The sequence below is a fragment of the Mycobacterium sp. NGS39 genome (assembly GCF_059812765.1).
Window position 1 is genome coordinate 154,581 of the sequence record NZ_JCALDH010000004.1, and the last position, 14,512, is coordinate 169,092.

The 14,512-nt window shown below is 69.0% G+C and carries 11 protein-coding genes; all 11 read right to left on the reverse strand.

Annotated elements, in window-relative coordinates:
• Positions 1-8: 8 nt before the first annotated feature.
• From eccE to eccA, 11 genes are read right to left on the reverse strand one after another with little or no spacing between them, the layout of a single operon-like run.
• On the reverse strand, positions 9-1,001 hold the full coding sequence (gene eccE, locus AC5Y39_RS07460; protein ID WP_500016836.1) for a type VII secretion protein EccE: 993 nt from the start codon (positions 999-1,001) through the stop codon (positions 9-11).
• The gene (mycP, locus tag AC5Y39_RS07465; protein WP_500016835.1) at positions 998-2,356 is read right to left on the reverse strand and encodes a type VII secretion-associated serine protease mycosin; all 1,359 of its coding nucleotides are present in this window, start codon (positions 2,354-2,356) and stop codon (positions 998-1,000) included. Before mycP ends, eccE begins: the two co-directional genes overlap by 4 nt.
• Complete coding sequence (gene eccD / locus AC5Y39_RS07470; RefSeq protein ID WP_500016833.1) at positions 2,353-3,753, reverse strand: type VII secretion integral membrane protein EccD; 1,401 nt, start codon at positions 3,751-3,753, stop codon at positions 2,353-2,355. The genes mycP and eccD overlap by 4 nt, the downstream gene beginning before the upstream one ends.
• A 10-nt stretch (positions 3,754-3,763) precedes the next feature.
• Positions 3,764-4,612: an ESX secretion-associated protein EspG gene (locus AC5Y39_RS07475; RefSeq protein WP_500016831.1), complete on the reverse strand. Its 849-nt coding sequence runs from the start codon at positions 4,610-4,612 to the stop codon at positions 3,764-3,766.
• Positions 4,613-4,903 carry a WXG100 family type VII secretion target gene (locus AC5Y39_RS07480; protein ID WP_499949198.1) on the reverse strand — a complete coding sequence of 97 codons (291 nt, stop codon included), beginning with the start codon at positions 4,901-4,903 and terminating at the stop codon, positions 4,613-4,615.
• Between the two features lie 30 nt (positions 4,904-4,933).
• Positions 4,934-5,227 (reverse strand): type VII secretion protein EsxS, encoded by a 294-nt coding sequence (locus tag AC5Y39_RS07485; RefSeq protein ID WP_500016829.1) that lies wholly within the window; start codon positions 5,225-5,227, stop codon positions 4,934-4,936.
• On the reverse strand, positions 5,224-6,798 hold the full coding sequence (locus AC5Y39_RS07490; RefSeq protein WP_500016827.1) for a PPE family protein: 1,575 nt from the start codon (positions 6,796-6,798) through the stop codon (positions 5,224-5,226). The genes AC5Y39_RS07485 and AC5Y39_RS07490 overlap by 4 nt, the downstream gene beginning before the upstream one ends.
• Positions 6,795-7,109: a PE family protein gene (locus AC5Y39_RS07495; protein ID WP_500016824.1), complete on the reverse strand. Its 315-nt coding sequence runs from the start codon at positions 7,107-7,109 to the stop codon at positions 6,795-6,797. The genes AC5Y39_RS07490 and AC5Y39_RS07495 overlap by 4 nt, the downstream gene beginning before the upstream one ends.
• Entirely contained in the window at positions 7,106-11,086 is a 3,981-nt protein-coding gene (gene eccCa, locus AC5Y39_RS07500; RefSeq protein ID WP_500016822.1) for a type VII secretion protein EccCa, read from the reverse strand. The genes AC5Y39_RS07495 and eccCa overlap by 4 nt, the downstream gene beginning before the upstream one ends.
• Positions 11,083-12,582: a type VII secretion protein EccB gene (gene eccB, locus AC5Y39_RS07505; RefSeq protein ID WP_500016820.1), complete on the reverse strand. Its 1,500-nt coding sequence runs from the start codon at positions 12,580-12,582 to the stop codon at positions 11,083-11,085. Before eccB ends, eccCa begins: the two co-directional genes overlap by 4 nt.
• Positions 12,579-14,402 carry a type VII secretion AAA-ATPase EccA gene (gene eccA, locus AC5Y39_RS07510; RefSeq protein WP_500016818.1) on the reverse strand — a complete coding sequence of 608 codons (1,824 nt, stop codon included), beginning with the start codon at positions 14,400-14,402 and terminating at the stop codon, positions 12,579-12,581. Before eccA ends, eccB begins: the two co-directional genes overlap by 4 nt.
• Positions 14,403-14,512 lie beyond the last annotated feature (110 nt).

Below are 14,512 nucleotides of genomic sequence, written 5' to 3' on the forward strand. Positions count from 1 at the left end.
GAGCGCCGCTAAGCGGACGCGGCGGGCTGGCGCGCCGAGGATGCACCGGCCGGCAAGGAAAGGCCGGGCAGCAGCCCCGCGGTCGGGTATGCCGCTGTTCCAACGAGTTTCGTCGATGCGGGATGCAGTCTGTCCAGGGCGGCCCGATGATCGCCGACATGAGCGACGATGCCCTTGACGGGCGCCTTTCGGGCGGGCTTGTCGGCCGACAACAATGCAGCGCTCACCGACATCGCCGGGCGCCGCGGGTCGCCGGTCAGCTCCACCACGGTCCACGCCTGCAGCACCGGCGCCGCCCAGATGTCCGACAGTGTGTCCGCCACCGCGCTGTCGACGTTCACGTCGTAGGCGGCGACATAGCCGCGGTCCACCCGCACGCCACGCCAGTGCTCGCTCACCGGGGCGGCCCACGGAATGTCCGACGCGTGCACCGCCTGCACCTGCCAGCCGAGTTCGCGCAGATGATCAGCGAGACGACGCTGCACCACGTGCGCGGTCTCGTGCAGCGGCAGGTGCGCGCCGCGGGCCAGCAGTGCGGTCAGGTTGTCCGCGGCACCGACGGTCAGGCTGATCCAGGTAAGACGTTCGGGGACAACTGTTGTCACCCGCACTGCGGCACATTTGATGCCGTAGCGGTCCAGATAGCCGGCGAGGGTCTGCAGGGGAAACACTTCGCCCGGACCCGAGACGACCTGCAGAAGCACGGTGGTTTTCACGTCGGTGGCCGTCACGTCGGTGGCCGAAGCGTCGCCGCGGGCCCGCGTCGACGCCCGGGCACGGCGCAGTTTGCGGCCGATCAGCGCGATCCAGCGGCGTACGAGCGTGGACAGCGGCACCTTGTGCCACGAGCCGAGAAGCGCAACGAGCACCACGGCCAGCGCACCGACCCACCACCAGTCGGACGGCTGCCAACGCCACACCGCGGCGACCAGAAGAGTCATTGCCAAGGCAGCCAAGGTGATCCGCCATGTGCCCGCCCGGGCCGGATCCCGGAATCTCACTTCGTATCCACCTTCCGTCGGGCGGCCAGCGCCGCCACCACCGTCACGACCGTCAACACACCGACTCCCGAGAACGCGAGGATGCGCGGCATCGGATCGGCCGCCTGCGGCTCGACCGGCGGCGGGATGTGCGCCACCGGGGGCTGCGCCGGCGGCGGCAGCTCCCACGTCAACGCCGCCACCGGATTGACCACCCCGGCGCCCACCAGATTCGACGGTGAGCGCGAGGCGTTGTTCGCGGTGCGTACCAAGCGGTCCACCACCTGGGCGGCGCTCAGTTCCGGGTAGCGGCTGCGCACCAAAGCGGCGACGCCCGAAACATATGCGGCCGCATAGCTCGTGCCGTCGATCGGCACCATCCGGTCATTCGGGGCGGGGAACCCGTTGGCCAGCCCGCCGGACGGGTCGTTGCTCACCGACGCGATGCCCTCGCCGGGACCGGCCAGACCTACCCACGGCCCGGCCATCGTGAAGCGCGACGGAAGACCGGACGGCGTTACCGAACCCACCGACAGCACGTACGGCTGCCACCACGACGGTATCGACACCGACGTCACGCCGGCCCAGTTGCGCGGGTCATCGGGGCGGCTGACGTCGGTGAGCGGGTTCGATTCGCAACCCGCGACGCCCACCGCGTTTCCCGCCGCCGCGACGATCACGGCGTCCTTTTCGACCGCCGCGTAACGCAATGCCGCGCCCAGTGAGCTCTGCTCGATGTTCTTGTTCACCGGAAGGCATGTCACCACCGACACGTTGATCACCCGAGCACCGCGGTCGGCGGCGAACACCACCGCGCGCGCCAGCGTGTCGATGTCGACGGCCGCCCTCGCCACCGCGGGATCCTGTCCGGGTGCCTGCGGCGCGTACTGCGCCGACGTCTGGCGGATCGACAGCAGCCTGGCGGCGGGCGCAACACCGGTGAACCCGTCACCTCCCGGCTGGCCGCCGATGATCCCGGCCACCGCGGTGCCGTGGCCGTCGCAGTCGGTCAGACCGTCGGTCGCCGCGACGTAGTCACCACCGGGCTCGACGTTCGGAAGTCGCGGGCCGCGTTTGACACCGGTGTCGATCACCGCCACCGTCTGCCCCTCACCACGCGAAAACTGCCATGCCCCGGGCAAATTCAGCGTCAGCTGGCTGCGCGTGGCGGCGGCCGGATCGGTCCCGGGCATGACTCCACTGACCACGCACTCAGTGCGCTGCACCATGCCCGACGGCGACGGATTCGGGTTGGGTGGAAGCGCCGCGCCGTCGGCGACCGGGGGAGTGATCGCCGCGGCCGACGGACACGCGACGAGCAGCGCGCAGGCGGTGGCCGCGCCCGCTCGCGTTGCGCGCCAGAAGGCGAAGCTCACCGGTTCAAGACCCAGTCGAAGATGCCGACCACGTACGCCATCACCGGGAGCAGAGACGCGTCGATCGCCGCGGACAGGAACCCGACTGCGCGCCGCATCGGCAGCGAGTAGCTGTCCGGTTCACCCATCCGGGGGTTGAGCGCCACGACGATCCAAGCCAGGGTCAGTGCGGCGAGTACACCCAGTGCAACCCCGGCCGCCGCGAAGTGCTCGGCCAGGGTGTATCCCACTGCCAACGCGGAGGTGAGCAGAAACGGGTGGGCCAGCAGCCACGCCTTGCACGGCGCCGAATCCCACACTCGGGCCCGCAGCACGGCGCCGGCGGCAGCCGCCCCGATCACGTACCAGCCCCACGGGCTGGGTGAATCTGCCGCAACGCCAAGCGATCCGACGACGGCAAGAAGCACCGCACCGGCGATGAACCCCGTCTGGTGGGCGTCGCTGACCCGCACCCGGCGGGGCAGGTCACGCAACACCCGCAACGACGGCGGAGCCGGCGTCGGGTCGCCCGGCGCCGGGATGACGGGCAGCGGCAGCCGAGCCCAGGCGGCCGACAACTGCGCGGCCCGGATCGTCACCAGCAACGCGAACACGATCAAGCCGCAGCCGAGACTGACCGCCGACAGATGCCACAGTGTCGCGGCCGCGGCGGCCAGCAGCACGCCGACACCGATCACGGCGGTTCCGGTGAAGAAGGCGATTGCGCTGTCGCGGACACTCATCCACAACAGCGACCAAGCCGCGACGCCCGCGGCGGCAAGCATGGCGCGCGGCGCCCACTGGTCACTCGGTAGCGCCACGGCGAGCGCCGCGGCAATCGACACCAGTGCCACCGCGGCCAGATCGGCGCCCACCCGCGCTGACTTGGCCGCGGCCACCAGCGCGGCGGCCCCCACGATCGCCGCGACGGCGCCGAGCCCCGCCACCGCGACCAACTGTCCTCTGATTGCGTGCTGATAGGCGAGCAGGAAGCCGGTGGTGGCGAGGACGACTGCGAGTGCCGCGATGCGAGCCGTGCGCCTGATGTGAGGCAGCCCCCATGGCTTGCGACGCGACTCGGAGAAGATCACGGCGGCGTCGGCCACGTCTTCGACGATGCCCGGCGCGGGAGGACCTGACGGAACCGGTTGCAGCACAAGCAAATCCCCGTCGGCCACGCCGACCGTGTCGAGTGTGGCGTCGAGGCTGTAAGGTGCGCCGCCGACCGGGGCGAGGCTCATGGGCTGCGCCGCACCGGTGGTGGCTCCTGGTGTGGTCAACCGATGTACCGCCGGGATGACTTCGCGCAGCGGCAGATCCGTGGGAAGCACGACGTCGACGAGTCTGGTGTCGGCCAGCACCGCCACCCGGGCGACGGACATGGCGGGCGACTCGAAGGCTTCTTGGGTTTGTGACATCTGAGTTTCCTTAGCTCGTCTGGGTGCTGAATTGCCGTGTCAGCGCCACGTCGGGGAACCAGCGGCCCTCCGGCAGGGTGGCGGTCAACCGGTCGATGGCAAGCGCGATGGCCAGATTGGTACCCGGCGCGAACGTCGACACCCACTGGCCGTCGGCCGCACGCTCGGGGCTGACCAGGATGCGCCCTACGGTGCTGTCCACGATGCCGACACCCACCTCCGATGTGGCGTGCCTGCCGCTACGGCGCGCCCCGGCGACGATCTCGACATAGCTGCGCGGTCCGCTGTCCACCGCTTGGACCGCCGGCCGCGCTGCAGCCGGGACACCGAGAAAGTCCAACAACTCAGCGACTTTCGCGCCTGACCTCAGTTGCTCGTCGGCGCGAGCACCCACCCGCGCCGGCAGCGTGAACTCGGGAAACTCGGCCGGCCGTCGCCCGGTGAGGCCGGCGGCCACGATCGGCACCAGCGCCAGCGGATGGTCGACGGCCATCGCGGTGAATGTGACAAGCTGCGCGTTGCGCAGCGCGACCACGGTGTCGTCGCCCCGGCGCCCGACGAAGCCGCGCAAGACGTCGGCACGAAAGGGCCCGACGTAGCGCAACTCCAGCCACCGTTCGCAGAAACAGACCGTCCGGATCCATTGCGCTACTTGAGGATTGACCGCTCCGGCCGCTGACATCACGCCCAGCTTGGTGAGTGCTTCGCGTTGCGTCTGCTCGAAGCTGGCGGCTTCGCTGCGGTCGGCATACGACGGCGTGATCCCCAGCACCCACGGAAAGCTCCCGGCTCCAGTCGCGTCAGCGATGAACCAGGCCTGGTCGACGGTGAGTTCGACAGCGTTAGGCGACGGCGGCACCTAACCACCCCATTTGGCGCCTTCGGCGTTGTCCCGGGCGTTCATCGACATCGTGTTCATCTCGTGGGTGGAGGCCATTGCGTGGTAGGCGCGGACCAGCTCTTCGGCCGCCTGGTTCCACTGCGTTTGCCAAGCCTGATAGCTCATGCCGGTGTCGCCCTGCCAGGCCCCGGCCAGCGCGGCCTGCTCGCTGGCGATGTCGGCCGCGACTGCTCCCAATGCGCCTGCGTAGCCGTTCATTTCGCCCGCATGCGCCAGCATTGCGGGGTAGTTGTACATGATCTGTGACATCAGAGTTCCTTCCTCGGGATCGGTGTCGGCTCAGAAGCCGGTGTAGCGGCTGGCGGCGGCGGCGTCCTCGGCGACATAGGTGCCACTGGCGTCGGCGAGGTTCGCCTGGGCGATGTCAAGCAGGGTGTTCACCTTGGCTGCGGCTTCGACGAATCGTGCGTGCGCGGCCTGAAACGCCGCCGACGACTCACCGACGTGGAAGGCCTGCGCCGACATCGCGGCCTGTTCGGCATGTGAGATGGTGCTGCGCATCAGCGCGGCCTTGGCCCCGAACACGGATTCGGAGGCGACCAGTTGGGGGATATGAGCATCCAACAGGCTCATTCGGTTTCCTTTCTCTCGATTTCTTCGGTGGGTTTTTCGGTGTCGGACTCCCAGGTGCTGGGCATCATCGGCATCGTCGGGCCGTTGCCGAACATGTCACCCGCCAGCATGGTCAAACCCGTTGCGGCGGCGCCGGACTTGCCCGCGGTTCCAGCGAAGCCCATGGGGCCGGCGCCGCGCTGCGACGCCGCGGCGACCGGCTCCGGCTCGGGGGGCGGCGGTCCGTCGCTGCCGGCATCCATGTCCATGTATTCGTCGCGGTGCCCGCGTTCCTTCAGCGAGGCGCCGCGGCGCCGCCTGGCGCGCCGCTTCTCGGCGACCGACGCCGAAGCGGCCGCCGACGCCGCCGCGGGAATGTCTGCGGCCGGCGCCTTGGCGCCCGTTCTGTCGATCAGCGTCGGTCCGACACCTTCTTCCGGGTTGTCACCCCGGACGGCGTAGCCCAGACCCTCGGCGGCCGCCGGAGCCGGCGACGACGGTGCGGCCGGCGCCGAACCGGGCGCAGGCGCGGTCGCAGGTGCCGCCCCGGGGCTCGCGACGCTGGTCGGAAGGCCGGCGGCGGCGAAACTCGACGGCTGGTCGGCGCGCGGCGCCGACACTTGCACCGGCGGGGCGGGTGCCGCGGCCGTGGGCTCTGGTTGCGGCTGCTGCGGCAGGAGTGTGTTGGCGCCTATGGCGGCGACGGCAATCAATATCGGGAGCCACGCCGGGGAACTCAAGATCAACATCCACGTCGTCCACCCGACCGGCTGGAAGAAGGCTTGATAGCCGATCGCGAACAGCAGCGGGAACCAGTTGACGAACGCTGCCGCAGGATTGGTGAGAAAGTCGCTGAGCATTCGCCGCAGCGTTCCGATCGGGTCCTGCAAGAACTTCAGGATCTCGTCCCAGCCGGGTATCGAGTTCAGATACCGGTTCAGCCAATCGGAGATCAGATCGCTGTTGTTCAGGGACTCGCCCGCCTCGGCGGCGCGTGCGTCGGCGGCACCCTGGCCCGCGTCAGCCGCGGCGCGACCCGCTTCGCCGACGCCCGGCGCAAGCACCGCCGGGGCGGGGGTCTCAGCCGGCAGCGACATCAACGCCGTGGTGGCCAGCGCCTGGTAGGTGGTCATCGACGTCGCCGCCTGAATCCACATCCGGACGTAGTCGGCCTCGTTCAGCGCGATCGGAATCGTGTTGATGCCAAGGAAATTGGTGGCTACCAGCACGGCGTGCGTGGCATGGTTGAGCGCCAGCTCGGCCAGGGTCGGCATGGTCGCCAAGGCGGTGGTGTAGGCGGCCGCAACCGTTTCGTGTTGCGCCGCGGTGGCCGCGTGGGCCGCGCTCTGCTCGGTCAGCCACGCGAGGAACGGCGCGTGTGCGGCCACGTACTGCTCCGCGGACGGCCCCTGCCACGCGCCGCCCTGCACATCCCCCAGGATCGAGGTCAATTCAGCTGCCGCCGCGGCATATTCGGCACTCAAGGCTTGCCACGCCGCTGCCGCCGCAAGCAGCGGCCCTGGGCCCGGCCCGCTGCTCAGCAGCGTCGAGTGCACCTCCGGAGGCGACGCCATCCAGATTGGAGCGGTCATCGTCCGCCGCGGGTGAGCAGGTACGAGGCCGCGGCGTGCGCGTCGCCTTCGGCATAGCTGCTGCCGGAGTCGGCGACGCCCGCACCCGACCGGCCGAGTTCTTCGACGCCCTGTGCGGCGACGACGCCGTGCTGGGCGCTGTGCGCCGACAAGCCGATCGCGGCTTGCAGCGAGACCGGGTCCGCGGCCGGCGGGATGACGGCGGTGGTCACCGTCGCGGCGGCGTTGTTCGCCGCCAGCAGCCGCGCGGTCAGCGCCTCGACCGCCGCCCCGGCGGCGGCGAGCCCTTCAGGGACGACTCGCAAGGTCATGACGGGTACTCCTCTCCATGAGCGTTTCCGTGAGCTTTGCCAAGAGCAGGTTCGGCGACGAGCGGATTGACCAACTGGACATAGGTCGCAACATCGCTGTCGTCCAACAACATTGCGCGCCCGGCAGGCAGCCGCGTGAACCGGTGCCCGCGGATCTTGCCCCCGTCTTGGGGATTGCCCGACAGCATGATCGTGGTGGCCTGCAGGTCGTTGAGTCGCCGCAGGAGCGGGCTGGTCATCAGTGTGTGACCCGAGCCCGTCGCGCGGGCGGTCACGATAACCCGAAGGCCCAGATCGGCGGCCTCTGCCAGCAACCCGATCAGGCTGGTCCAGGGCCGCTGCCCGACGTACGGGCCCGCCATCGCCGGCCCGTCGGGGATCTGGTCGACGTCGTCGATGATCAGGTAATGCTTCTGCGCCGCACGGGCTCCCGCCGACCACTCGGCGAGTTCGCGCGGGCTCAGCCCGGCAGGAGGGCGGCGCTCGGCGATCAGTGCCGACAAACCCAGCATGGCGGGCAGCACCCGGTCGATGTTGGTGGTGTACTCGTTGTCCGGGAACAGCGGCTCGTCCACGAGGTGCAGCCTGCGGTCGACGACAGTGAACGCCAGCTGGCCGGGATCGGTGTGCTCGCGCAGGGTGCGGATCACGTGCCGCAGCAACGTGGTCTTCCCAGATCTGTTGTCCCCGAACACCATCAACAGCGGGTTGGCGGCGAAGTCGAGTGCGACCGGCGACAAGTCCTGCTCTCGTTGTCCGATGACGATGCGTTCGCGTCCCGGGTACAGAGTGCCGCCGTGTGCGATCAGCTCGGCGGGCGACAGGTTGGTCGGCAGCAGCCGCACCGGCGGTGCCGACATGCCGGGATAGCGGGCGTTGATCGTGCCGATCTGGTCGAGATCCGGTGTGGCGAACAGGAAGTGCTCTGCAGCCATGGTCAGCCCGCGGCCCGGCTGGTCGTGCGGGACGCTTTCAGCGGGCCGGCGCAGCGCGCCGACCACGCGCACGTTGCTGTCCTGGACGTCCTGCAGCCGCAGCTCCAGCCGCAGGCCAAGACCGTCGCGCATGGCCAGCGGCACCTCGAGCCAGTTCGGCGTGGTGATCACCACGTGAATGCCGTAGGCCAGCCCGGTGTTCACGAGTTCAGTAAGCCTGCCCAGCAAGGGGTTTCGCGTGTTGAACTGGTCGGTGTTGTCCCGGCTGAACGCATAGAGGTTGTCGACGACCAGAAAGACTTCGCCATAGCCGTCGTCGTAGCGGCGGCCGCGCGCCGCCGGGCCGCGCTGCCGGATGCGCAGCAGCTGTTCCAACTCGCCGAAGGTGCGCCGGATGCGCTCGTCGTCCCAGGCGGCCGCGACGCTGCCGACGTGCGCGAGGCCTTCGACGGAGTCCAAGAGCCCGCCGCCGTAGTCGATGCAGTAGAACGTGACGTCGCGCGGCGAATGCAGCGCGGCCGCCGACAGGATGAATGTGAGCAGCGCGGTCGACTTACCCGATTTGGGGCCGCCGTGGATCACCATGTTGCCAGCGGCAGAGCTGGCGTCGAACACCAGAGGGTCGCGGCGCATCTGGAAGGGCCGGTCGATTTCACCGAGCGGCCAACGTAATTGCTGCGGTTGCACGCCGCTGCTTGCCAGCACCGCGTCCAGCGGTATCGGCTCGTCGAGAGGCGGCAACCACAGCTGCGGCGCGCGCGGCCCGTAGCGCGCGAGTTGATCGCCGATGACCGCGATCAGCTTGCGTGGCGGCTCCGCGACGACGTCATCGTCCTTGACGATCACGGTGTCGGGCTCACGGTCGACGGGACTGGCGGTGAACGCCTTGGGCTCGGTTGCCGCGTGCACGACCACAGACCGCTGGGCGCGCGGCGGCTCGTAGATGGCCTCGACGTAGGTGCTGCGGAACTTGATCGGTGCCGCACCCGGGGCGGGGACCAGGAAGCCGACGCCCTTGTGGTCTTTGCCGGACTCGATGTGGTAGGCATCCTCGACTCCGATGATCTGCCGAGAAATGCTGGGGCTGGCCACTTTCAGGCCGATCCGGTACGAGGTGTTCTTGTCGATGTCCTTGATCCTGCCGATGTCCAACGTCTGCGACGCGAACAGGATGTGGATGCGAAACGACCGGCCTTTGCGGGCGACGAAGTCGAACAGATCGGCGTACTCGGGGTGGTCGGCCAGCATCAGGCTGAACTCGTCGGCCACCACGAACAGTGTCGGGATCGGCGGCAGTTCGTGGCCGGCGGCGATCGCGTTCTCGTACTCTGCTACCGAGCTGAATGCGCTGCCCTGGATCCGGCGCCCGGCGTCCATCAAGAGTTGTTCCCGGCGGGCGACTTCACCGCGCAGTGTGTCGGCAAAGCGATCCGCCAGCGCCTTCTTGTCGGCCATGTTCGAAATCACGGCGACAACCTGCGGGAAGTTGCGGAAGATGTCCGCGCCCGCCTCACCCTTGAAGTCGGCGTAGATGACGATCAGCCGATCTGCGGGGTGGGTTGTCAACAGTGACAACAGAATTGACATCAATGTCTGCGACTTGCCCGATCCGGTCATGCCGATCATCAGCCCGTGTGGGCCCATCCCGCCCTCGGCCTCGTCCTTGAGGTCGAAGTACAGCGGTTCACCGGATGCGGTGACGCCGATCGGCACGCGCAGTTCGTCGTCGCGGCTGCGTGGCGCCCACAGCGCGGGTACGTCGAGGCGTGACGCGTCAGGAATCCCCAGCAGCGTGGTGAACGTCGCGCCGCGCGTCGCCGCGGGTCTGATGTGGACGGGATTGGAGTCCCACCGTGACAGTCGGCGCGCGATGTGGCGGGCCTCGTCGACCGACAGACTGTCGGCGGCGTCGACGTAGGGCTGCCAGCCGTCACTTCCCCAGCGCTCGATGGCGCCGTCGCGCACGCGTAGCACGGGTCGCTCGGGGTCGGGGTATTGCACTTCGTACGGCGGGGTGTCGGCCAGTTCCACCACGGTGACGCCGGCCAGCCCGCGCAGCGGCACCACCGCATCGGCTCCGTTCGGATCGTCGACCACGATCAGCAGGTGCTTGGCGGCGTCGTCCGTGGTGGTACCGAACGGCGGGCGATCCGTTAACACCCCGGAGAGCGCGGCGGCCAGGTCTTGCGGCCGGGCACGCAGATAGCGCGCCGGTCCGGCACCGTCCACCTCTGCGGGAATGTCGGTGTGCGGCAACCACTTCAGCCACGACCACATCTCGTCGTCCACTCCTGGGCCGGCCATCGCGACACCGAGCACCGAGGGGTCGTGCCAACTCACGGCCTGTGCAATCCATGCCCGCAGCGCGGCCCGAGCGTCGTCGCCGCCGTGCAGCGTGATGCGGGCGACCTTGCGGATGTCGATGCCGACCGGCGCGTCGCGCACAATGCGCTGAATTTCCAGCAGTCCACGCAGCGTGCTGTGTGAAACCGGCTCCAGGTCCACCTCGTCGGCGGTGTCCTTGACGCGCAGCGCGGTGTCCAGCGGCACGTCGTGGCGCCCGACGCGCACCACGAGGAAGTCCGAGTCGTACGGGTCGCGCTCCCATTGCCGGCGTGTGCCTGGAACTGCCTGCAGCGCAACAGGATCGGGGTGCGACCACTCGAGGGCCGCCCGCTGCTGGGCGGCATGGGCGCGCACGTTGTCGCGCACCACCGACAGATAGCGCAAGTAGTCGGCCCGCTCGGCGTCGATCTCCTCGGTGCGGGTCTTATTGTCGGTGCCGCGGTACAGCGCAGTCGCGGCGAGTAGCAGCACGAACGGGAAGAACAACGTCTGCGGCGTGATCAGCCGCATGCCGGTAGCCACCAGCGCGATGATCATCCCGACGATGAGCAACACGATGAGGTACGGCAGGACCCGCCTCAGCAGCGACGGCGGAACCTGACGCGGCAGTTCCGGCGGCGGCTCGATGGTGATGGTGCCGGTCCGTGCGGCCGGCCGCGGCAGCCGCTGCTGCGCCTCGAATATCAGTCTGCTCAACGGGTCTCCTGGATCCGGCGTCCCGGCTGCGCAGCGGGCGCCAAGCCGTCGTGGGCAACCAGCGCATCGGCACGGGACAGTGTGGGACCGACGGGGAACAGCGACAGCACCGCCGACGGAATCGGCAACGGCTGCGGTGTCAACCTCAGTGCTTCGACGGTTTTCGCACCGGCTTCGGTATCCAGGCCGTAGCGCACACCGGTGTCGGACACCCAGAACTGCGCGCCCGCACCCGCGATCTGGACGAAGTATCCGGTGCCGCGCGGCAACGCCACCTGGTTCGCGGTTCCGCCGGCACCGGCGCTGACCAGTTCGACAGGGCGCACCGATTCGGGCAACGGCAGCCGCGATCCGGCGAGCAGCGTCACCGCTGGCGCAGGGGTTCCGGCCGGCTGCGACCATCGCACGCACGTCACCGCGGCATCGGCGGCCTGCACCAGAGCGGTCGGAGTGTCCGGATAGCGTTTCGTGTCGATCATCGTCGAGACCGGAAGCCGGGCGATCTGATCGGCATTGAGTCGCGGCGGCTGATCGAGTCCGTGAGAATCGTTGTTGCGCAACATCGCAGCCAGCACGCCACTGACTTGTTGCAGCCCGTCCGGCAACACGGCGTAGTACAACATCGAGCCATCCGGCGCATAGGCGCTGACCACCGCACCGATCGGTGCGGGCACCGGCATCGCGAAGGCCGGCGCTTGGCCTGCGTCCGGGATCGGAGGCACCGTCAGTGCCGGTGCCTCCGGGATCGCATTGAACAAGCCTTCGCTGATCGGCCGCGCTGCGCGCACGCCGGCGCCGAAGCCCAGCGCGCTGGTCACCGCGGTGTCGGTCAAGTCGATCCGGCTGCGCCGCCCGTTCCACAGCAGCCAGGTGCCGTTTTCGGCGCCCACCAGGACGCCGTGTGCCCTCGGCAGGTCGCCGGCGCGGCCGTTACCGGGCTGGGGTGCTCCGGCGATCACGGTCACGCCGTCGCCGTCGCACACCGTCCAGTCGGCGTCGTGGCTGCGGTTCTGCACCATGCGTTCCGGCGCGCCCGGGATTCCGACCAGGTTCCCGCGCGGAAACCGGTCCAGCTCTTGGCTTTTCACCGGTTTAGGGTCGACCGGCTTTCCGGCGATCAGCCGCGCCGAGGCGAGATTGAGGACCGGATGCAGATTTTCGCCCACCCGCACGTACAGCGCCGACGTCGCGCGGTCGGCCAGCACGACGTCGTTGCCGGCGACACCGCCGGGCCGGATCCACGAGAAGATCAGGCAGCCGATGACCCCGGTCACCATCAGGAGCGCACCGACGGTGAGAGCTCGCGACTGGCTGCGCAAAGGGTCGACCAGCATCCGCGCGTCGTGCAGCGCCACCCCCGACGCGATTCGGCGCATGACGAAGCGCCATCCTGAAACCTGGTGGCGAGTGACGAATCCCCGGCGATAGGAGACCTGGTCGGGGTTCTCGTTGGTCGGGGTGCGCGACGAGAACGTGCGCCGCTGATCGTCGCTCATGCCGCCTCGGGAAGGCCGAGACCGCGTAACAACGCCGCGATCGTCGTGCGCACGTCGTCCGCGGTGATCGTCATCAGGTCGTCGTCGGTGAACTCGTCGAGGCCCGAATTGTCGAGCCGGTGCTCGCGCTCCTCTTCGGAGCGTTCGACGACGTTGCGGACGAACCGGCCGTTGCCGGCGATGTCGATTCTTCGCCGCGACACTCCGCGGGCGTCGGGACTTTCGGTGTTGCACAGGGTGGTGAAGACGGCCAGCATCTCGTCGACGGCGGCCGGCTCGAAGACGCTGTCGCGGTTCTTCGCCATCATCGTTGCGATTTCGACCAATTCGGCGGGGGAGTAGGAGGGGAAGTCGATCGAGCGGGTGAACCGCGACCGCAGGCCCTCGTTGGTGTCGAGGAACTGGTCGAGTTCGGCGCGGTAGCCCGCGACGATGACGACCAGCCGGTCGCGGTCGTTTTCCATCCGGGCCAGCAGCGTGTCGATCGCGACCAGCCCGAAGTCGTTCTTGGCGCCGGTGGCCACCAGCGCGTAGGCCTCGTCGAGGAACAGCACGCCGTCGAGCGCGCTGTCGATCACTGCGTTGGTCTTGGCCTCGGTTTCGCCGATGTGCTGGCCGATGAGGTCGGCGCGGTGCACTTCGCGGATGTTCTCCCGCTTCAAAAGCCCTAGGCCGCAATAGATTTTGGCCACCACACGCGCGATGGTGGTTTTGCCCGTGCCCGGCGGTCCGGCGAACACCAGGTGATGGGTGCGCTGCGCGACCGCCAGCCCGCGCTGTTGGCGCAGCAAGCCCATCGCGACGGAGCTTTTCAGCCGCGACACCTGGGTCTTGACCTCGTCGAGCCCGATGAACTCCCCGAGTTCGCGTTCGGCTTCGGCGAGAAGTTCTGCCTTTCGGTCGTGCGCACCCGGGTCGATGAAGTCGGCCTCGCTGGGTTCGGTCGCCGGATCCCAGGGATCGGTGCGGGCCTCGATGCGTGCGGCTGTGGTGGTGACCACGCCGTACGTCGGGTCCGACAGCGCCTGCTCGACGTCGTGCCGCTCAGGATGTGCGGCGTACAGCTCGTGCAGCACGTCGTCGGCGTCCTCGTTCTGGCCGTGTCCGCGCAACGCGAGCGCCTTGGCCAGCGCGCCGTCCACGGCGGCCACCTCGACGGGTCCGGCAGGGTCTTCGAGGTAGGACAACGCGGGGGCGAACATGCCCAGCATCGCCAGCGAGGTGCCCAGCGCCACACGCACCGCGTGAGCGATCGTCGGGTCCAGATCGGCGTCGGTGACGACCGGAGTGAGCAGCGTGACGACGTCGGACCACCGGGCGGCGCGGTGGTTCACCGTGGCCGCCATCCACCGGGCTTCGATCGACTGCGGTCGGCGCTGGCGCACCTCGTCGATCAGACCCGCGGCGCGGGCGAACTCACCGCGCCCAATCAACGCCGCGGCATACGCGAGCGTGAAGTCGTCGGGCGTGCTGGCGCGCAGGTGCAGGTAGAGTCCGGTGTCGTAGCGAAACCCGAGCGTGCCTGGCGCCATGTTCACTGCGCGCTGGAGGCGACCGGCGGTGTCGCTAGTGCGCCAGATCGCCTCGAGCACACGCTCGGATGCGTCGCCCGCGGCTGCCAGGCCCACCCACGCGTCGCACTGCTCGTGTGCCATCCGCGCCAGCGCGGCGAATCCTGACCGCGCTGTCGCTACGTCGGCGGGCCGGCGCCGATCGCGGACCGGTAGGCCCAGGGCCAGGCAGCAGGTGGCGAACCGGCTGACCACCTCGTCGTCGAGCCGGTGGACGGCGACAGTGGACGCAGTGGTGTCCCCGCGCAACGAATCTCCTCGAATGAGCCGAATTTCGCCCAAAGTTAGCATTGCCAAACCTAAGTGTCGACAGTTTGGGTGAGGTTAGGCTGACTTGATCTCGGGGCGAGCAGGCGCGC